Origin of the sequence: Streptococcus sp. KHUD_015, assembly GCF_051106265.1 — a bacterium.
Lineage (GTDB): Bacteria > Bacillota > Bacilli > Lactobacillales > Streptococcaceae > Streptococcus.
The window spans coordinates 2,122,737-2,143,193 of record NZ_CP193665.1 but is presented as its reverse complement, the minus strand read 5'-3'; the positions used below and the strand labels follow the sequence as shown (position 1 = coordinate 2,143,193).

At 40.5% G+C, this 20,457-nt stretch carries 12 protein-coding genes, 3 tRNA genes, 3 rRNA genes, 1 other RNA gene and 4 pseudogenes; 22 read left to right on the top strand and 1 reads right to left on the bottom strand.

The genetic code is table 11. The features are described 5' to 3' along the window. Position 1: 1 nt before the first annotated feature. The 15 genes and pseudogenes from ACORHU_RS10275 to tnpA all read left to right on the top strand — a co-directional run. On the top strand, positions 2-124 hold the full coding sequence (locus ACORHU_RS10275) for an SP_0009 family protein (protein WP_049535530.1): 123 nt from the start codon (positions 2-4) through the stop codon (positions 122-124). Next, positions 117-1,385, top strand: a complete 1,269-nt coding sequence (locus tag ACORHU_RS10270) for a serine hydrolase (RefSeq protein ID WP_049535532.1) — start codon at positions 117-119, stop codon at positions 1,383-1,385. Before ACORHU_RS10275 ends, ACORHU_RS10270 begins: the two co-directional genes overlap by 8 nt. After that, on the top strand, positions 1,382-2,659 hold the full coding sequence (gene tilS / locus ACORHU_RS10265) for a tRNA lysidine(34) synthetase TilS (protein WP_049535533.1): 1,278 nt from the start codon (positions 1,382-1,384) through the stop codon (positions 2,657-2,659). The genes ACORHU_RS10270 and tilS overlap by 4 nt, the downstream gene beginning before the upstream one ends. Before the next feature lie 4 nt (positions 2,660-2,663). Beyond that, a complete protein-coding gene (gene hpt / locus ACORHU_RS10260; protein ID WP_000892170.1) occupies positions 2,664-3,206 on the top strand; it encodes a hypoxanthine phosphoribosyltransferase in 543 nt (180 codons plus the stop codon). 15 nt (positions 3,207-3,221) lie between these two features. Further along, positions 3,222-5,180: an ATP-dependent zinc metalloprotease FtsH gene (gene ftsH, locus ACORHU_RS10255; protein WP_000744570.1), complete on the top strand. Its 1,959-nt coding sequence runs from the start codon at positions 3,222-3,224 to the stop codon at positions 5,178-5,180. 104 nt (positions 5,181-5,284) lie between these two features. Then, positions 5,285-6,570, top strand: a pseudogene (locus tag ACORHU_RS10250) (IS4 family transposase). A gap of 30 nt (positions 6,571-6,600) precedes the next feature. Beyond that, positions 6,601-7,615, top strand: a pseudogene (locus ACORHU_RS10245) (IS630 family transposase). A 123-nt stretch (positions 7,616-7,738) separates the two neighbouring features. Then, complete coding sequence (locus ACORHU_RS10240) at positions 7,739-8,218, top strand: sigma-70 family RNA polymerase sigma factor (protein WP_434364502.1); 480 nt, start codon at positions 7,739-7,741, stop codon at positions 8,216-8,218. A gap of 91 nt (positions 8,219-8,309) precedes the next feature. Then, a tRNA-Glu gene (locus tag ACORHU_RS10235) sits at positions 8,310-8,381 on the top strand. 253 nt (positions 8,382-8,634) lie between these two features. Continuing rightward, a 16S ribosomal RNA gene (locus ACORHU_RS10230) occupies positions 8,635-10,180 on the top strand. A gap of 51 nt (positions 10,181-10,231) precedes the next feature. Next, positions 10,232-10,304, top strand: a tRNA-Ala gene (locus ACORHU_RS10225). 124 nt (positions 10,305-10,428) lie between these two features. Then, positions 10,429-13,329, top strand: a 23S ribosomal RNA gene (locus ACORHU_RS10220). 76 nt (positions 13,330-13,405) lie between these two features. Continuing rightward, positions 13,406-13,521: ribosomal RNA gene (gene rrf, locus ACORHU_RS10215) — 5S ribosomal RNA — on the top strand. Together the 16S, 23S and 5S rRNA genes with 3 tRNA genes alongside form the textbook arrangement of a ribosomal RNA operon. Before the next feature lie 5 nt (positions 13,522-13,526). Beyond that, positions 13,527-13,600: transfer RNA gene (locus tag ACORHU_RS10210), tRNA-Asn, on the top strand. A 185-nt stretch (positions 13,601-13,785) separates the two neighbouring features. Continuing rightward, positions 13,786-14,003 (top strand): annotated as a pseudogene (gene tnpA, locus ACORHU_RS10205) (IS200/IS605 family transposase); the annotation flags it as partial. Between the two features lie 702 nt (positions 14,004-14,705). Here the strand turns inward: tnpA and ACORHU_RS10200 are convergent. Then, positions 14,706-15,120 (bottom strand): annotated as a pseudogene (locus ACORHU_RS10200) (helix-turn-helix domain-containing protein); the annotation flags it as partial. 363 nt (positions 15,121-15,483) lie between these two features. Between ACORHU_RS10200 and comW the strand changes: the two are divergent. The 7 genes from comW (at position 15,484) to radA (ending at position 20,427) form a co-directional block, all read left to right on the top strand. Further along, positions 15,484-15,720 carry a sigma(X)-activator ComW gene (comW, locus tag ACORHU_RS10195; RefSeq protein WP_000939541.1) on the top strand — a complete coding sequence of 79 codons (237 nt, stop codon included), beginning with the start codon at positions 15,484-15,486 and terminating at the stop codon, positions 15,718-15,720. Between the two features lie 230 nt (positions 15,721-15,950). After that, complete coding sequence (locus ACORHU_RS10190; protein WP_101782716.1) at positions 15,951-17,237, top strand: adenylosuccinate synthase; 1,287 nt, start codon at positions 15,951-15,953, stop codon at positions 17,235-17,237. A 200-nt stretch (positions 17,238-17,437) separates the two neighbouring features. Further along, positions 17,438-17,905: a tRNA adenosine(34) deaminase TadA gene (gene tadA / locus ACORHU_RS10185; RefSeq protein ID WP_049535463.1), complete on the top strand. Its 468-nt coding sequence runs from the start codon at positions 17,438-17,440 to the stop codon at positions 17,903-17,905. A 32-nt stretch (positions 17,906-17,937) separates the two neighbouring features. Then, positions 17,938-18,035: signal recognition particle sRNA small type (gene ffs, locus ACORHU_RS10180), an RNA gene on the top strand. 56 nt (positions 18,036-18,091) lie between these two features. Next, the gene (locus ACORHU_RS10175) at positions 18,092-18,535 is read left to right on the top strand and encodes a dUTP diphosphatase (protein ID WP_434365182.1); all 444 of its coding nucleotides are present in this window, start codon (positions 18,092-18,094) and stop codon (positions 18,533-18,535) included. Then, a complete protein-coding gene (locus ACORHU_RS10170) occupies positions 18,495-19,052 on the top strand; it encodes a histidine phosphatase family protein (protein ID WP_434364501.1) in 558 nt (185 codons plus the stop codon). The genes ACORHU_RS10175 and ACORHU_RS10170 overlap by 41 nt, the downstream gene beginning before the upstream one ends. A 13-nt stretch (positions 19,053-19,065) precedes the next feature. After that, on the top strand, positions 19,066-20,427 hold the full coding sequence (gene radA, locus ACORHU_RS10165) for a DNA repair protein RadA (RefSeq protein WP_077804517.1): 1,362 nt from the start codon (positions 19,066-19,068) through the stop codon (positions 20,425-20,427). Positions 20,428-20,457 lie beyond the last annotated feature (30 nt).

Below are 20,457 nucleotides of genomic sequence, written 5' to 3'. Positions count from 1 at the left end.
AATGGAAAATTTATTAGACGTAATTGAGCAATTTTTGAGTTTATCAGATGAAAAGCTGGAAGAGTTGGCTGATAAAAATCAAATATTGCGTTTACAAGAAGAAAAGGAAAGGAAGAATGCGTAAATTCTTAATTATTTTGTTGCTACCGAGTTTTTTGACTATTTCAAAAGCTGTTAGCACGGAAAAAGAAGTCGTCTATACTTCGAAAGAAATTTATTACCTTTCACAATCTGACTTTGGTATTTATTTTAGAGAAAAGCTAAGTTCTCCCATGGTTTATGGAGAAGTTCCTGTCTATGCGAATGAAGATTTGGTGGTGGAATCTGGAAAATTGACTCCCCAAACAAGTTTTCAAATAACCGAGTGGCGCTTAAATAAACAAGGGATTCCGGTATTTAAGCTATCCAACCATCAATTTATAGCTGCGGACAAACGATTTTTATATGATCAATCAGAGGTAACTCCTACAATAAAAAAAGTATGGTTAGAATCTGATTTTAAACTATACAATAGTCCTTATGATTTAAAAGAAGAGAAATCATCCTTATCAGCTTATTCGCAAGTATCAATTGACAAGACCATGTTTGTAGAAGGAAGAGAATTTCTACATATTGATCAGGCTGGATGGGTAGCTAAAGAATCAACTTCTGAAGAAGATAATCGGATGAGTAAAGTTCAAGAAATGTTATCTGAAAAATATCAGAAGGATTCATTCTCTATTTATGTTAAGCAACTGACTACTGGAAAAGAAGCTGGTATCAATCAAGATGAAAAGATGTATGCAGCTAGTGTTTTAAAACTACCTTATCTCTATTATGCACAAGAAAAAATAAATGAGGGTTTTTATCAGTTAGATACGACTGTAAAATACGTATCTGTAGTCAATGATTTTCCAGGTTCCTATAAACCAGAGGGAAGTGGGAGTCTTCCTAAAAAAGAGGATAATAAAGAATATTCTCTAAAAGATTTAATTACGAAAGTATCAAAAGAATCTGATAATGTAGCTCATAATCTATTGGGATATTACATTTCAAACCAATCGGATGCAACATTTAAGTCCAATATGTCTGCTATTATGGGAGATGATTGGGATCCAAAAGAAAAATTGATTTCTTCTAAAATGGCTGGGAAAGTCATGGAAGCTATTTATAATCAAAATGGATTTGTATTGGAGTCTTTGACTAAAACAAATTTTGATAATGAGCGAATTACCAAAGGTGTTTCTGTGAAGGTAGCTCATAAAATTGGAGATGCGGACGAATTTAAGCATGATACGGGTGTTGTCTACGCAGATTCTCCATTTATTCTTTCTATTTTCACTAAAAATTCTGATTATGATACAATTTCTCAGATAGCCAAGGATGTTTATGAGGTTCTAAAATGAGAGAACAAGATTTTTTAAATCATTTTCTCAAGAAGGGATATTTCAAAAAGCATACTAAGGTGGTGCTAGCTCTTTCTGGTGGGTTAGATTCTATGTTTCTATTTAAGGTATTATCTACTTATCAAAAAGAGTTAGAAATTGAATTGATTCTAGCCCATGTGAATCATAAGCAGAGAGTAGAATCAGATTGGGAAGAAAAGGAAATAAGGAAGTTGGCTGCTGAAGCAGAGCTTCCTATTTATATCAGCAATTTTTCAGGAGAATTTTCAGAAGCGCGGGCTCGACATTTTCGTTATGATTTTTTTCAAGAGGTCATGAAAAAGACTGGTGCGACAGCCTTGGTCACTGCCCACCATGCTGATGACCAGGTGGAAACGATTTTGATGCGATTGATTCGAGGTACTCGTTTGCGCTATCTATCAGGAATTAAGGAGAAGCAAGTAGTCAGAGAGATAGAAATGATTCGGCCCTTCTTGCATTTTCAGAAAAAAGACTTTCCACAAATTTTTCACTTTGAAGATACATCAAATAAGGAAAATCATTATTTTCGAAATCGTATTCGAAACTCTTATTTACCAGAATTAGAAAAAGAAAATCCTCGATTTAGGAATGCAATCTTAAGTATCGGAAATGAAATTTTAGATTATGACTTAGCCATAGCTGAATTATCAAAGAATATTGATGTAGAAAATTTAGAGCAGCTATTGTCTTACTCTGAGTCTACACAAAGAGTTTTACTTCAAACTTATCTGAATCGTTTTCCAGATTTGAATCTTACAAAAGCTCAGTTTGAAGAAGTTCGGCAAATTTTAAAGACTAAAAGCCAGTATCGTCATCCACTTAAAAATGGTTATGAATTAGTAAAAGAGTATCAACAGTTTCGGATTTGTAAAATCAGTCCTCAGTCTGATGAAAAGGAAGATGAACTTGTGTTACACTATCAAAATCAGGTATCTTACCAAGGTTATTTATTTTCCTTTGGACTTCCTTTAGAAGGTGAATTAATTCAGCAGGTACCTGTTTCACGGGAAACATCCATACACATTCGTCATCGAAAACCAGGAGATATTTTGATTCAAAATGGACATAGAAAAAAACTCAGACGTCTATTTATCGATTTGAAAATCCCTATGGAAAAGCGAAAATCTGCTCTTATTATTGAGCAATTTGGTGAAATTGTTTCAATTTTGGGAATTGCGACCAGTAATTTGAGTAAAAACACGAAAAATGATATAATGAACACTGTACTTTATATAGAAAAAATAGATAGGTAAAAAAATGTTAGAAAACGATATTAAAAAAATCCTCGTTTCACACGATGAAATTACAGAAGCGGCTAAAAAATTAGGTGCCCAACTAACTAAAGACTATGCAGGAAAAAATCCGATTTTAATTGGAATTTTAAAAGGATCTATTCCTTTTATGGCTGAATTGGTCAAACATATTGATACACATATTGAAATGGACTTCATGATGGTTTCTAGCTATCATGGTGGAACAGCAAGTAGTGGTGTCATTAATATCAAGCAAGATGTGACTCAAGATATCAAAGGAAGACATGTTCTGTTTGTAGAAGATATCATTGATACAGGTCAAACTTTGAAGAATTTGCGAGATATGTTTATTGAAAGAGAAGCAGCTTCTGTTAACATTGCAACCTTGTTGGATAAACCAGAAGGACGTGTTGTAGAAATTGAGGCAGACTATACCTGCTTTACTATCCCAAATGAGTTTGTAGTAGGTTATGGTTTAGACTACAAAGAAAACTATCGTAACCTTCCTTATGTTGGAGTATTGAAAGAAGAAGTATATTCAAATTAGAAAGAACAATTTTTAATGAAAAAACAAAATAATGGTTTAATTAAAAATCCTTTTCTATGGTTATTACTTATTTTTTTCCTAGTTACAAGTTACCAGTATTTTAGTACAGGTAGTGTTGCAGGGAAAAGTGAGCAAATTAATTATACAGAATTGGTAAAAGAAATTACCGATGACAATGTAAAAGAATTGACTTACCAACCAAATGGCAGTGTTATCGAAGTTTCAGGTGTTTATAAAAATCCTAAAACAAGTAAAGAAGAAACAGGCATTCAGTTCTTTTCTCCTTCTGCTACAACAGTAGAGAAATTTTCAAGTATTATTCTTCCTTCAGATACTACAGTATCAGAATTGCAAAAACTTGCTTCTGACCATAAAGCGGAAGTAACTATTAAGCATGAAAGTTCAAGTGGTATGTGGATTAATATTCTTGTATCCATTGTGCCATTCGGTATTCTTTTCTTCTTCCTATTCTCTATGATGGGAAATATGGGAGGAAATAATAGCCGTAACCCGATGAGTTTTGGACGTAGTAAGGCTAAAGCTGCAAATAAAGAAGATATTAAAGTAAGATTTTCAGATGTTGCTGGAGCTGAGGAAGAAAAACAAGAACTAGTTGAAGTTGTTGAATTCTTAAAAGATCCAAAACGATTTACAAAACTTGGAGCCCGTATTCCAGCAGGTGTTCTTTTGGAGGGACCTCCGGGGACAGGTAAGACATTACTTGCTAAAGCAGTTGCTGGAGAGGCAGGTGTTCCATTCTTTAGTATCTCAGGTTCTGACTTTGTAGAAATGTTTGTCGGAGTTGGAGCTAGTCGTGTTCGTTCTCTTTTTGAAGATGCCAAAAAAGCAGCACCAGCTATTATCTTTATCGATGAAATTGATGCTGTCGGACGTCAACGTGGAGTTGGTCTTGGCGGAGGTAATGACGAACGTGAACAAACCTTGAACCAACTCTTGATTGAGATGGATGGTTTTGAGGGAAATGAAGGAATTATCGTCATAGCTGCTACAAACCGTTCAGATGTACTTGACCCTGCCCTTTTGCGTCCAGGACGTTTTGATAGAAAAGTATTGGTTGGCCGTCCTGATGTTAAAGGTCGTGAAGCAATCTTGAAAGTTCATGCTAAGAACAAGCCTTTAGCAGAAGATGTAGATTTGAAATTAGTTGCTCAACAAACTCCAGGTTTTGTTGGTGCTGATTTAGAGAATGTCTTGAATGAAGCGGCTTTAGTTGCTGCTCGTCGCAATAAATCGATAATTGATGCCTCAGATATTGATGAAGCAGAAGATAGAGTTATTGCTGGACCTTCTAAGAAAGATAAGACTGTTTCACAAAAAGAACGTGAATTAGTTGCCTATCATGAGGCAGGACATACCATTGTTGGTCTAGTTTTGTCGAATGCCCGTGTTGTACATAAAGTTACTATCGTACCACGTGGACGTGCAGGCGGTTATATGATTGCACTTCCTAAGGAAGACCAAATGCTTCTATCTAAAGAAGATATGAAAGAGCAATTGGCTGGCTTAATGGGTGGACGTGTAGCTGAAGAAATTATCTTTAATGTCCAAACTACAGGAGCTTCAAACGACTTTGAACAAGCTACACAAATGGCGCGTGCAATGGTTACAGAGTACGGTATGAGTGAAAAACTTGGTCCAGTTCAATATGAAGGAAATCATGCCATGTTTGGTGCACAAAGCCCTCAAAAATCAATTTCAGAACAAACAGCTTATGAAATTGACGAAGAAGTTCGTTCATTACTGAATGAAGCACGAAATAAAGCTGCTGAAATTATTCAGTCAAATCGTGAAACTCACAAGTTGATTGCAGAAGCATTATTGAAATACGAAACATTGGATAGTACACAAATTAAGTCTCTTTACGAAACAGGAAAGATGCCTGAAACAGTAGAAGAGGAATCACATGCATTATCTTATGATGAAGTGAAGTCAAAAATGAATGACGAAAAATAACACTTAGAGAGGCGCCAATGTCGTTAAGTTAAGAAATTCAAATACAATTCTGTATTTGGGTTTCTTTTTTATGTGATAAACTTATAGTTAAGGAGGTATTTCTCATGATAAAACAGATAAAAGCTCACTTGGATAAGAGTATTCAGAGTATCCTTGGTAAAAAAGTTGAGTTCGTCAAACAAGATGAACAGGTCTTTATTCGTAAAAGAAGTTTATCACTAGAAACTATGATTCGTACAATTCTGGGAATGGGCGGGAAATCACTGTCAAAAGAATTACTAGATGCCAAACTGACAGTTTCAAATTCAGACTTTGTTCAAAGACGCTATCAATAAAACCTGAAGCTTTCTATGCCCTATTTAAAGAATTTACAGCACCTATTTCACTCAACACTGATTTCCTAATATTCGCTGCTGATGGGAGTGATATCTGTATTCCTAGAAATCCTATAGATACAGAAACCTCTATCTAAACAAAAAAGATGTTAAATCCTATGATCTCATGCACATAAATACCCTATACGACTTGACGACTGGAGGATAAAGAGATGTTTCTATTCAAGACAAACATACGCAACATGAGCGCTTAGCTCTGATTCAGATGATGAAGACTTCTCTCTTTCGAGAAAGCTCTTGTTATCATGGATAGAGGATATGAAAGTTACAATCGCATGGCTCATCTTCAAAAAAAAGTTGGCTTTACCTTATCCGCATTCGAGATGGGAAACAATCTATGTGTTCTTCCTTCAACTTGCCAAATACAGAGTGTTTTGAGCAAACATTTTCTCTAACATTATCACGAAAGCAAACCAAGCAGTTTAAAAAACGTTATCGTGATTTTCCCAATGACTATCATTTTATTCCACACAATTCTACTTTTGATTTTCTTCCAGAAACAAGTCGAAAACATGACCCTGTTGAACTATACCAACTTCCTTTTCGTATGGTGCGTTTAGAAGTGGAAAAAGGAAAATACGAAACTTTAGTGACAAATACGGGCTATTCAGTCCAAGAATTAAAAAATCTCTACGCCAGTAGATGGGGCATAGAGACTAGTTTTCGTGACCTGAAATACAGTATTGGATTGGTCAATTTTCACGCCAAAAAGAAGGCAGGGATTCTCAAAGAAATCTTTGCTCGCTTTACAAATTTTAACTTTTGTCGTTGGGTAACCTCGCAAGTTGCCATCGACAGTAGTCACAAAAAACAAAGATATAAAGTGTGTTTCTCAGATGCGACTTATGCCTGCCGTTTGTTTTTTAACGGTTCCCTTTTTTCTCCAGTTGAAAAACTATCTCAAGAAACAGTTATCTATTATTCGACCGAATCGAAAATATCCAAGAAAGATAAAAGATCAATCGGTAGTTGATTTCATCTATAGAGTTACATAAATCTCAAAAAACATCTTATAGATAGTAGTTATGAAACTTACAAACGAAGAAAGACAAAAAATTGAAGAACTCCTAAGAGATTCATCGTACGCCAAATATCACAAACGTCTACAGATTATTTATTTTAGCTCAAAAGAAAAGAGTTATAAGGAAATTATGGATCTGCTAGATTGCAATAAAACAACTGTTTGGAGGAATTTGAAAAAATATAAGGAGTTTGGTTTAGAAGCGCTTCTTCAAGAGACCCATGGTGGACGTCATCGAGAATATATGACTTACGAAGAAGAACAAGCATTTCTAAAACGTCATATAGAAACTGCTCAGGCTGGGGAATTTGTAACTGTCAATCAGTTATTCGAAGCCTATCCAAGAGAGATTGGTCGCACTTCCACACGTGATGGTTTCTATTATCTCCTGAAACGCCATGGTTGGCGAACAGTCACTCCTCGCCCTGAACTTCCCAAGAAGGCAGACACTCAGACAATTGAGACGTCTAAAAATAAAATCTACATTCGAAATCTTAAGTAAGCGCTTTAAAGAGGAGGGGGCTTATAACAAAGTACGCTTGATGTACCAAGATGAAGCTAGTTTCGGGAGAATCAGTAAGATGAGTTCTTGTTGGGCTCCTCAAGGAATCCAATCTAGCATTCCTAGTCACTATATGCGAGAATATCGCTATTGTTATGGGGCAGTAGATGCTCAGACAGGAGATTCCTTCTTCCTTATTGCTGGAGGATGCAATACTGAGTGGACGAATGAATTTCTACAGTAAGTCTCACAAGCTTATCCAGACGACTATATGTTACTTGTAATGGATAATGCTATATGGCATAAATCAAGTACCTTAGAGATTCCAAGTAATATTGAGTTGACTTTTATCCCACCTTACACACCAGAAATGAACCCTATCGAACAAGTCTGGAAAGAAATTCGAAAACGAGGTTTTAAAAATAAGGCTTTCCAAACATTGGAGGCTGTTATTGATAAGCTGCAAGAAGTGATTCAAGGATTGGAAAAAAGCGTTTTGAAAATAATTGAGTATTAATGACATTGAGAGAGGCAGGATCTCTCTTTTTTTGTGCAGTTGAGACGGTGTAGAAAGCAGAATGGGGGAATAAACCTAATTAGCTCCATGATTTGTTAAACTGTATCTAGAAAGGAGAACATTATGATTAAAGAATTGTATCAAGAAGTTCAGGGAATTGTGTACAAGTGTAGAAATGAATATTACTTGCATTTATGGGAGCTATCGGATTGGGAGCAAGAGGGAATGATTTGCTTGCATGAATTGATTAGTAAAGAAGAAGGAATAGTAGAAGATATTCCTCGTTTAAGGAAATATTTTAAGACTAAGTTTCGGAATCGAATTCTAGACTATATCCGTAAGCAAGAAAGTCAAAAAAGAAGATATGATAAAGAACCATATGAAGAAGTAGGTGAGATAAGTCATCGTATAAGTGAGGGAGGTTTCTGGCTGGATGATTATTATCTCTTTCATGAAACATTACAGAGGTATAGCAAGGAACAAAGTAAAGAAAAACAAGAAGAGTTAGAACGTGTTTTAAGAAATGAACGTTTTCGAGGACGTCAAAGAGTATTAAGGGATTTACGTATTGTGTTTAAAGAGTTTGCTATTGGGATAAAATAGTCAAATTTAAAAAAGTTGAAAAAAGTTTAAAAAAGTAGTTGACAAAAAACAAAAAGGCTGTATAATAGTAAGAGTTGAAAATAACAACTCTGGTCCGTTGGTCAAGGGGTTAAGACACCGCCTTTTCACGGCGGTAACACGGGTTCGAATCCCGTACGGACTATGGTATGTTGCGGTTGGAACACTTGATGAAAAAAAGTTTCAAAAAAACTTAAAAAAGTTTCAAAAAAGTGTTGACAAGCGAAAGCGACTGTGATATACTAATATAGTTGTCACTTGAGAGAAGTGAGTGACAAAGACCTTTGAAAACTGAACAAGACGAACCAATGTGCAGGGCACTACAACTAAGGTTGTAGTACTGAACAATGAAAAAACAATAAATCTGTCAGTGACAGAAATGAGTGAGAACTCAAACTTTTAATGAGAGTTTGATCCTGGCTCAGGACGAACGCTGGCGGCGTGCCTAATACATGCAAGTAGAACGCTGAAGGAGGAGCTTGCTTCTCCGGATGAGTTGCGAACGGGTGAGTAACGCGTAGGTAACCTGCCTGGTAGTGGGGGATAACTATTGGAAACGATAGCTAATACCGCATAATAGCAGTTGTTGCATGACAACTGTTTGAAAGGTGCAATTGCACCGCTACCAGATGGACCTGCGTTGTATTAGCTAGTTGGTGGGGTAACGGCTCACCAAGGCGACGATACATAGCCGACCTGAGAGGGTGATCGGCCACACTGGGACTGAGACACGGCCCAGACTCCTACGGGAGGCAGCAGTAGGGAATCTTCGGCAATGGACGGAAGTCTGACCGAGCAACGCCGCGTGAGTGAAGAAGGTTTTCGGATCGTAAAGCTCTGTTGTAAGAGAAGAACGAGTGTGAGAGTGGAAAGTTCACACTGTGACGGTATCTTACCAGAAAGGGACGGCTAACTACGTGCCAGCAGCCGCGGTAATACGTAGGTCCCGAGCGTTGTCCGGATTTATTGGGCGTAAAGCGAGCGCAGGCGGTTAGATAAGTCTGAAGTTAAAGGCTGTGGCTTAACCATAGTACGCTTTGGAAACTGTTTAACTTGAGTGCAAGAGGGGAGAGTGGAATTCCATGTGTAGCGGTGAAATGCGTAGATATATGGAGGAACACCGGTGGCGAAAGCGGCTCTCTGGCTTGTAACTGACGCTGAGGCTCGAAAGCGTGGGGAGCAAACAGGATTAGATACCCTGGTAGTCCACGCCGTAAACGATGAGTGCTAGGTGTTAGACCCTTTCCGGGGTTTAGTGCCGTAGCTAACGCATTAAGCACTCCGCCTGGGGAGTACGACCGCAAGGTTGAAACTCAAAGGAATTGACGGGGGCCCGCACAAGCGGTGGAGCATGTGGTTTAATTCGAAGCAACGCGAAGAACCTTACCAGGTCTTGACATCCCTCTGACCGCTCTAGAGATAGAGTTTTCCTTCGGGACAGAGGTGACAGGTGGTGCATGGTTGTCGTCAGCTCGTGTCGTGAGATGTTGGGTTAAGTCCCGCAACGAGCGCAACCCCTATTGTTAGTTGCCATCATTTAGTTGGGCACTCTAGCGAGACTGCCGGTAATAAACCGGAGGAAGGTGGGGATGACGTCAAATCATCATGCCCCTTATGACCTGGGCTACACACGTGCTACAATGGCTGGTACAACGAGTCGCAAGTCGGTGACGACAAGCTAATCTCTTAAAGCCAGTCTCAGTTCGGATTGTAGGCTGCAACTCGCCTACATGAAGTCGGAATCGCTAGTAATCGCGGATCAGCACGCCGCGGTGAATACGTTCCCGGGCCTTGTACACACCGCCCGTCACACCACGAGAGTTTGTAACACCCGAAGTCGGTGAGGTAACCGTAAGGAGCCAGCCGCCTAAGGTGGGATAGATGATTGGGGTGAAGTCGTAACAAGGTAGCCGTATCGGAAGGTGCGGCTGGATCACCTCCTTTCTAAGGAAAAGGAACTGCGCATTGGTCTTGTTTAGTCTTGAGAGGTCTTGTGGGGCCTTAGCTCAGCTGGGAGAGCGCCTGCTTTGCACGCAGGAGGTCAGCGGTTCGATCCCGCTAGGCTCCATTGGTGAGAGATCACCAAGTAATGCACATTGAAAATTGAATATCTATATCAAATAGTAACAAGAAAATAAACCGAAAACGCTGTAGTATTAATAAGAGTTTATGACTGAAAGGTCAAAAAATAAGGTTAAGTTAATAAGGGCGCACGGTGGATGCCTTGGCACTAGGAGCCGAAGAAGGACGTGACAAACGACGATATGCCTTGGGTAGCTGTAAGTAAGCGATGATCCAGGGATTTCCGAATGGGGGAACCCAACAGGTACTACCTGTTACCCGCATCTGTTAAGGATGTGAGGAGGAAGACGCAGTGAACTGAAACATCTAAGTAGCTGCAGGAAGAGAAAGCAAAAGCGATTGCCTTAGTAGCGGCGAGCGAAACGGCAGGAGGGCAAACCGAAGAGTTTACTCTTCGGGGTTGTAGGACTGCAATGTGGACTCAAAGATTATAGAAGAATGATTTGGGAAGATCAGCCAAAGAGAGTAATAGCCTCGTATTTAAAATAGTCTTTGTACCTAGCAGTATCCTGAGTACGGCGGGACACGCGAAATCCCGTCGGAATCTGGGAGGACCATCTCCCAACCCTAAATACTCCCTAGTGACCGATAGTGAACCAGTACCGTGAGGGAAAGGTGAAAAGCACCCCGGGAGGGGAGTGAAATAGAACCTGAAACCGTGTGCCTACAACAAGTTCGAGCCCGTTAATGGGTGAGAGCGTGCCTTTTGTAGAATGAACCGGCGAGTTACGTTATGATGCGAGGTTAAGTTGAAGAGACGGAGCCGTAGGGAAACCGAGTCTGAACAGGGCGAATTAGTATCATGACGTAGACCCGAAACCATGTGACCTACCCATGAGCAGGTTGAAGGTGCGGTAAGACGCACTGGAGGACCGAACCAGGGCACGTTGAAAAGTGCTTGGATGACTTGTGGGTAGCGGAGAAATTCCAAACGAACTTGGAGATAGCTGGTTCTCTCCGAAATAGCTTTAGGGCTAGCGTCGACATTAAGATTCTTGGAGGTAGAGCACTGTTTGGGTGAGGGGTCCATCCCGGATTACCAATCTCAGATAAACTCCGAATGCCAATGAATTATGGTCGGCAGTCAGACTGCGAGTGCTAAGATCCGTAGTCGAAAGGGAAACAGCCCAGACCACCAGCTAAGGTCCCAAAATAATTGTTAAGTGGAAAAGGATGTGGGGTTGCACAGACAACTAGGATGTTAGCTTAGAAGCAGCTATTCATTCAAAGAGTGCGTAATAGCTCACTAGTCGAGTGACCCTGCGCCGAAAATGTACCGGGGCTAAAACAATTTACCGAAGCTGTGGATACCTTTATAGGTATGGTAGGAGAGCGTTCTATGTGTGAAGAAGGTGTACCGTGAGGAGTGCTGGAACGCATAGAAGTGAGAATGCCGGTATGAGTAGCGAAAGACAGGTGAGAATCCTGTCCACCGTAAGACTAAGGTTTCCAGGGGAAGGCTCGTCCGCCCTGGGTTAGTCGGGACCTAAGGAGAGACCGAAAGGTGTATCCGATGGACAACAGGTTGATATTCCTGTACTAGAGTATGTAGTGATGGAGGGACGCAGTAGGCTAACTAAAGCAGACGATTGGAAGAGTCTGTCTAAGCAGTGAGGTGTGATATGAGTCAAATGCTTATATCTATAACATTGAGCTGTGATGGGGAGCGAAGTTTAGTAGCGAAGTTAGTGACGTCACACTGCCAAGAAAAGCTTCTAGCGTTTAAACATACTCTACCCGTACCGCAAACCGACACAGGTAGTCGAGGCGAGTAGCCTCAGGTGAGCGAGAGAACTCTCGTTAAGGAACTCGGCAAAATGACCCCGTAACTTCGGGAGAAGGGGTGCTGACTTTAAGTCAGCCGCAGTGAATAGGCCCAAGCAACTGTTTATCAAAAACACAGCTCTCTGCTAAATCGTAAGATGATGTATAGGGGGTGACGCCTGCCCGGTGCTGGAAGGTTAAGAGGAGTGCTTAGCGCAAGCGAAGGTATGAATTGAAGCCCCAGTAAACGGCGGCCGTAACTATAACGGTCCTAAGGTAGCGAAATTCCTTGTCGGGTAAGTTCCGACCCGCACGAAAGGCGTAATGATTTGGGCACTGTCTCAACGAGAGACTCGGTGAAATTTTAGTACCTGTGAAGATGCAGGTTACCCGCGACAGGACGGAAAGACCCCATGGAGCTTTACTGCAGTTTGATATTGAGTGTCTGTACCACATGTACAGGATAGGTAGGAGTCTATGAGATCGGGACGCCAGTTTCGAAGGAGACGATGTTGGGATACTACCCTTGTGTTATGGCCACTCTAACCCAGATAGGTGATCCCTATCGGAGACAGTGTCTGACGGGCAGTTTGACTGGGGCGGTCGCCTCCTAAAAGGTAACGGAGGCGCCCAAAGGTTCCCTCAGAATGGTTGGAAATCATTCGCAGAGTGTAAAGGTATAAGGGAGCTTGACTGCGAGAGCTACAACTCGAGCAGGGACGAAAGTCGGGCTTAGTGATCCGGTGGTTCCGTATGGAAGGGCCATCGCTCAACGGATAAAAGCTACCCTGGGGATAACAGGCTTATCTCCCCCAAGAGTTCACATCGACGGGGAGGTTTGGCACCTCGATGTCGGCTCGTCGCATCCTGGGGCTGTAGTCGGTCCCAAGGGTTGGGCTGTTCGCCCATTAAAGCGGCACGCGAGCTGGGTTCAGAACGTCGTGAGACAGTTCGGTCCCTATCCGTCGCGGGCGTAGGAAATTTGAGAGGATCTGCTCCTAGTACGAGAGGACCAGAGTGGACTTACCGCTGGTGTACCAGTTGTCTTGCCAAAGGCATCGCTGGGTAGCTATGTAGGGAAGGGATAAACGCTGAAAGCATCTAAGTGTGAAACCCACCTCAAGATGAGATTTCCCATGATTTTATATCAGTAAGAGCCCTGAGAGATGATCAGGTAGATAGGTTAGAAGTGGAAGTGTGGCGACACATGTAGCGGACTAATACTAATAGCTCGAGGACTTATCCAAAGTAACTGAGAATATGAAAGCGAACGGTTTTCTTAATTTGAATAGATATTCAATTTTGAGTAGGTATTACTCAGAGTTAAGTGACGATAGCCTAGGAGATACACCTGTACCCATGCCGAACACAGAAGTTAAGCCCTAGAACGCCGGAAGTAGTTGGGGGTTGCCCCCTGTGAGATATGGAAGTCGCTTAGCTTTAATCCGCCATAGCTCAGTTGGTAGTAGCGCATGACTGTTAATCATGATGTCGTAGGTTCGAGTCCTACTGGCGGAGTCATAAAGATAAGAGGTTTAAACCTCTTTTTTTGTTATGTGACTTTCAGTTCGTCTCGCTCCGTTAGGTGCGAGACAAAAAAACCACCCGCTATGCGGGTGTGCGTCGAAGGTTATACCCCAAAAAACTCCAAACGCGATACAATAAAGGTGTTCAAGCCAATTGTAAAGCGAAAGGAAAAAAATATGGCACAAAAGCCTCATATTTTATCGCACACAAAGTGGCACTGTTCTATCACATTGTGTTCACCCCTAAGTATAGACGAAAAGTTATCTATAATCAATATCGAAGTAGTTTAAGTGAAATATTTCATCGCTTGTGTAGTTATAAAGGAGTTGAAATTATCGAGGGTCACTTAATGCCAGACCATGTACACATGTTAGTAAGTATTCCACCAAGGATATTTGAGAACGAGTAAAGCATGATATAGCACTAGATAAATTAAGTGTAAAAGAGTATGAGGATCCCTTTAGGGATAGTGGTAAGTAATACTAAAGCCTCTTTGAGAGGCAAGTGACGAGTCAAGAGCAATAAGGCTTGAACAAAGTGAAAGCCAGCGTCTTTAGGCGCTGGCTAGTAATTTGGGCTTATAGCCCTGGGACAAACCACCCGTTTGACGGGTGGTCATGATTTGACTGATTTGAAAATGCTTTGAAAGAATCCTGAAATAATTTGCCTCTTTGTCAATTGCAGTGGGTTGAAGAAAAGCTAATACTCTTCGAAAATAAAATTCAAACCGCGTCAATGTCGCCTTGCTGTACTCAAGTACTATCTGTGGTTAGCTTCCTAGTTTGCTTTTTGATTTTCATTGAGTATAAGATCTAGAAAGGACAAATTTCGTCATTTCTTTTTTGATATTCAGAGCGATAAAAATCCCCTCATCTGAAAGCATTTCAGATTAAGTTTCGCTATGGTGAAAGTTAGTGTGAGACATTTGAATGGGGGTAAAGGTTAATTTTTATTAATTATGTTAGAGTATTGTGGAAGTAGGAATCTCCTCTTCATAAGTAAAGGCAAAGAGTTCATAGGCTGACTTTCAATTCAAAGCAGCACGTTTGACACTGTTGACATACGAACAGAAGAGATTGATGTCTTTCTGAGTTAATCGGATATGTTGATAGACGGTTATAGACGGTTGAGGAGCTGACACAAGGTTATGAGTATAGATATGTTATCCCTTTTTACCCCCATCAGAAATGACTTTATCCATGTCCCAGAAAGTCTGAGAGTTGAGAGGAATGCCTTCACGAGATTCGACAGTAGAATATTTTTTGATAACTACAGTTTTGCCTTCTTTTAGGCCACCTATTACAAATAAAGGTAACCTCATCGAGTAGAGGGAAAGGAAGGTTATTATAGCTAGACTCTCGGACTTGCCTATTTCGTTTGTTTTCTTTATTTAGAAACAGTAGTTGGGTCTTTTAGAATGAATGCCCAATAGTTTTGAAGGTTTCATCGCGCTCTAAACCTAGTTGGATATCATTGCGGTCTGAAAGGGTAAGGTGTTTATGTTTTGTCATAGTTGATCTCATTTCTAACTCAAACGTTTTACACTTAATTCCACCATAAAAATCCGTTTTAGACTAACTTCCACTTCGGCCAGTAAAGTGGAAGTTACCGAAATTTTTTATACTACAAAATCAAATCCACAATACATATATATAAATATTATAGGTATAATAGGTTTTACCCAAAGATTTTCAGGCGGTCTTTTTAGGACTTTAATCTTTTGAAATTCAGGTAGTAAATTTGCTTCTATTCTGTCAACTTTTCCTATTTTTTATCTTGTTGAGGCTGGTATTTTAACAATTCAGGAATTGATACTTAATGTTTTAAATTTTTTGTTAGAATAAAGGTCATAAAAAGAAAAGGAGTATATATTTATGCTACAAAAAATTTATGAGCAGATGGCGGATTTTTATAGAAATATTGAAGAAGAGTATGGTACTGTATTTGGTGATAATTTTGATTGGGAACATTTTCATTTTAAATTTTTAATTTATTATTTAGTGAGATATGGTATTGGGTGTCGTAGGGATTTTATTGTTTACCATTATCGTGTTGCTTATCGTTTGTATCTTGAAAAGATGATAATGAAACAAGGTTTTATTTCTTGTTGAGATAGTCTGAGTGAATTTCCGAACAAATTTATTATTTTATAGAAAGATAATGATAAATAGCTGGTTATTTTTCTAAAACATTTTTTAATAGTTGGAAATAGCAAATCTTTCTATTGTTTCTTCTTGATAAAAAGGCGATTTTTTCTTATAATAAATTGTAAGATATAATTGCAGGTGAGAGTCCTGCCATGTATGTGAGAAAGGAAGAGCCTGAGGGCTCAGACAAGATTATGACTTCAGTTGTTGTTGTAGGTACCCAGTGGGGTGATGAAGGTAAAGGGAAGATTACAGACTTCCTTTCAGCGAATGCAGAAGTGATTGCGCGTTACCAAGGTGGTGATAATGCAGGTCACACGATTGTGATTGATGGTAAGAAGTTTAAATTGCACTTGATTCCATCTGGGATTTTCTTCCCTGAAAAAATCTCTGTTATCGGGAATGGTATGGTTGTAAATCCTAAATCTCTTGTAAAAGAGTTGAACTATCTTCATGAGGAAGGTGTAACAACTGATAATTTGCGTATTTCTGATCGTGCGCATGTTATTTTGCCTTATCATATCGAGTTAGACCGTTTGCAAGAAGAAGCTAAGGGCGACAATAAGATTGGTACTACAATCAAGGGAATTGGTCCAGCTTATATGGACAAGGCTGCTCGTGTGGGAATTCGTATCGCAGATCTTTTGGATAAAGACATTTTCCGTGAGCGTTTAGAACGTAACCTTGCTGAAAAGAATCGTCTTTTTGAAAAATTGTATGATAGTAAAGCGATTGCTTTCGATGATATTTTTGAAGAGTATTACGAATATGGTCAACAAATCAAGAAATATGTGACAGATACATCTGTCATCTTGAATGATGCGCTTGATAACGGTAAACGCGTCCTTTTTGAAGGTGCCCAAGGTGTTATGCTAGATATCGACCAAGGTACTTATCCATTTGTTACGTCATCAAACCCTGTGGCTGGTGGTGTGACAATTGGTTCTGGTGTTGGTCCAAGTAAGATTGACAAGGTTGTAGGTGTATGTAAGGCTTATACGAGTCGTGTAGGAGACGGTCCTTTCCCAACTGAGTTGTTTGATGAAGTGGGAGAACGTATCCGTGAAGTAGGTCATGAATATGGTACAACAACTGGTCGTCCACGTCGAGTGGGTTGGTTTGACTCAGTAGTGATGCGTCATAGCCGCCGTGTTTCTGGTATCACTAACCTTTCATTGAACTCTATCGATGTTTTGAGTGGTTTAGATACAGTAAAAATCTGTGTGGCCTATGATCTTGATGGTCAACGTATTGACTACTATCCAGCTAGTCTTGAGCAATTGAAACGTTGCAAGCCTATCTATGAAGAGTTGCCAGGTTGGTCAGAAGATATCACTGGAGTTCGTAATTTGGAAGAGCTTCCTGAGAATGCGCGTAACTATGTTCGTCGTGTGAGCGAATTGGTTGGCGTTCGTATTTCTACTTTCTCAGTAGGTCCTGGTCGTGAACAAACAAATATTTTAGAAAGTGTTTGGTCGTAAGAGATTTTTAAGATTTGTTTAAGATAGGTCGGGTATACTATAGACAGTTACAAGAAGACCTCCTAACTTGTTGTAACAAATATCCTAAACTTTTCTTTTTCATAATAATCTCCCTATAGAGTCACCGCATTCGGTGGCTTTTTTTGTGTTGGGATTCATGATATAATAATAAAATCGATAAGTAGGAAAAGAGAAAAGAGATGGATTATACGCTTGAAGAAAAAGAAATCTTTATGAGGGAGGCTTTGAGAGAGGCTGAGATTGCTTTAGAACACGATGAAATTCCAATTGGTTGTGTGATTGTCAAAGATGGGGAAATCATTGGTCGTGGGCATAATGCGCGTGAGGAATTGCAGCGAGCGGTTATGCATGCGGAGATTATGGCAATAGAGAATGCGAACTTGAATGAGGAGAGCTGGCGCTTGCTGGATTGCACGCTTTTTGTGACCATTGAGCCTTGTGTCATGTGTAGTGGGGCGATTGGACTCGCCCGTATTCCAAACGTGGTCTATGGGGCTAAAAACCAGAAATTTGGCGCTGCTGGAAGTTTGTACGATATCTTGACAGATGAGCGTCTCAATCATCGTGTGGAGGTTGAAATAGGAATTTTGGAAGATGAATGCGCAGCTATTATGCAGGACTTTTTTAGAAATAGACGGAAAAAATAATTTTGCTTTTAAAATGAATAGGAATGTGATATAATAAATAGTGGAGCAACAGTTCTGCGTGAAGCGGGTCAGGGGAGGAATCCAGCAGCCCTAAGCGATTTGAATTGTGTGCTCTTTTTTTCATGCTTTTTGCGAATAAATAAGATAGAATAATCTAGAATAAATGATAATAGAAAAGAGAAGATGATGAAAATTCGTGGTTTTGAATTGGTTTCGAATTTTACAGATGAAAATTTATTGCCCAAGCGTGAGACAGCGCATGCGGCTGGTTACGACTTAAAGGTTGCTGTGCGTACGGTTATTGCGCCAGGAGAGATTGTCTTGGTTCCGACAGGGGTTAAGGCTTATATGCAGCCGACTGAGGTTCTTTACCTTTATGATCGCTCTTCAAATCCTCGTAAGAAGGGCTTGGTCTTGATTAATTCAGTTGGGGTCATTGATGGGGATTATTATGGAAATCCTGGGAATGAAGGGCATATTTTTGCTCAGATGAAAAATATTACAGATCAAGATGTTGTTCTTGAAGTTGGGGAACGTGTTGTTCAGGCTGTCTTTGCTCCTTTCTTAATTGCAGATGGAGATGCGGCTGATGGCGTGCGGACTGGTGGTTTTGGTTCGACAGGGAACTAGGATGAAGATTATCTTTGTACGTCACGGGGAGCCAGATTATTGTGAGTTAGAGGAGCGTTCTTATACGGGATTTGGGATAGATTTGGCACCCTTGTCTGAAGAGGGACGGCAGCAAGCCCAAGAACTGAGCAAAAATCCTTTACTTCCTTCTGCTGAAATAATCATATCTTCTGCAGTCACAAGAGCTTTAGAAACGGCTTCTTACGTGGCCTGTGCTACTGGGCTTTCTTTAAGGGTGGAGGCTTTGTTACACGAATGGCAGGTCTATGAAAGTGGCACAGATAATTTTGAAAAGGCTAGAAGACTATTTCTAGAAAATCATGGGGAGTTACTTCCTAATAGTCCTATTCAATATGAGACAGCTGCGGAGATGAAGTCTCGGTTTCTAGAATGTATGTCTAAGTATAGAGAACACCAGACTGTGGTAGTTGTTGCTCATCGAATGCTCATGCGCCAGTTTGTACCAAATGAGAAGATTGATTTTTGCCAAGTGATTGAGTGTGAGTTAGAGATATAGAAAGAGGTTTATCATCGCAAAGAAAAAAGCGACATTTGTATGTCAAAATTGTGGGTATAATTCCCCTAAATATCTGGGACGTTGTCCCAACTGTGGATCTTGGTCTTCTTTTGTAGAAGAGGTTGAGGTTGCCGAGGTCAAGAATGCGCGTGTGTCTTTAACAGGTGAGAAAACCAAGCCCATGAAACTGGCTGAAGTGACCTCCATCAATGTCAATCGAACCAAGACAGAGATGGAGGAATTCAACCGTGTACTTGGAGGCGGAGTGGTGCCGGGAAGTCTTGTCCTCATTGGTGGGGATCCTGGAATCGGGAAATCAACCCTTCTCCTACAAGTCTCAACCCAGTTGTCCCAAGTGGGGACGGTTCTCTATGTCAGTGGGGAGGAATCTGCCCAGCAGATTAAGCTAAGAGCAGAGCGATTGGGTGATATTGATAGCGAGTTTTATCTCTATGCAGAGACCAATATGCAGAGTGTTCGAGCTGAGGTGGAGCGCATCCAACCAGACTTCCTCATTATTGATTCCATCCAGACTATTATGTCTCCTGAGATTTCAGGGGTGCAGGGATCTGTTTCTCAAGTGCGTGAGGTGACTGCTGAGCTTATGCAACTGGCCAAGACCAATAACATTGCCATCTTTATCGTAGGTCATGTGACCAAGGAAGGAACCTTAGCTGGGCCTCGTATGTTGGAGCATATGGTGGATACAGTGCTTTACTTTGAAGGAGAGCGCCACCATACCTTTCGTATTTTGAGAGCGGTCAAAAACCGTTTTGGCTCCACTAATGAGATTGGGATTTTTGAGATGCAGTCGGGTGGTCTGGTTGAGGTCCTCAATCCGAGTCAAGTTTTCCTAGAAGAGCGTTTGGATGGAGCAACTGGTTCATCAATCGTTGTGACCATGGAAGGGACGCGTCCGATTTTGGCGGAAGTTCAGGCTTTGGTGACACCGACCATGTTTGGAAATGCCAAGCGTACTACGACAGGACTTGATTTTAATCGTGCTAGCTTGATTATGGCTGTTTTGGAAAAACGGGCAGGTCTTCTCTTGCAAAATCAGGACGCCTATCTCAAATCTGCTGGCGGTGTCAAATTGGATGAACCTGCCATTGACTTGGCCGTTGCAGTTGCCATTGCTTCGAGTTATAAAGACAAGCCAACCAACCCTCAGGAATGTTTTGTAGGCGAACTGGGCTTGACTGGAGAGATTCGCCGTGTCAATCGTATCGAGCAGCGCATCAATGAAGCTGCTAAACTGGGCTTTACTAAGATTTATGTACCCAAAAATTCCTTGACAGGAATCACTCCACCTAAGGAAATTCAGGTTATTGGGGTGACAACGATTCAGGAAGTTTTGAAAAAGGTTTTTGCTTAATCTGTGACAAATCCTCTTAAAAATGATAAG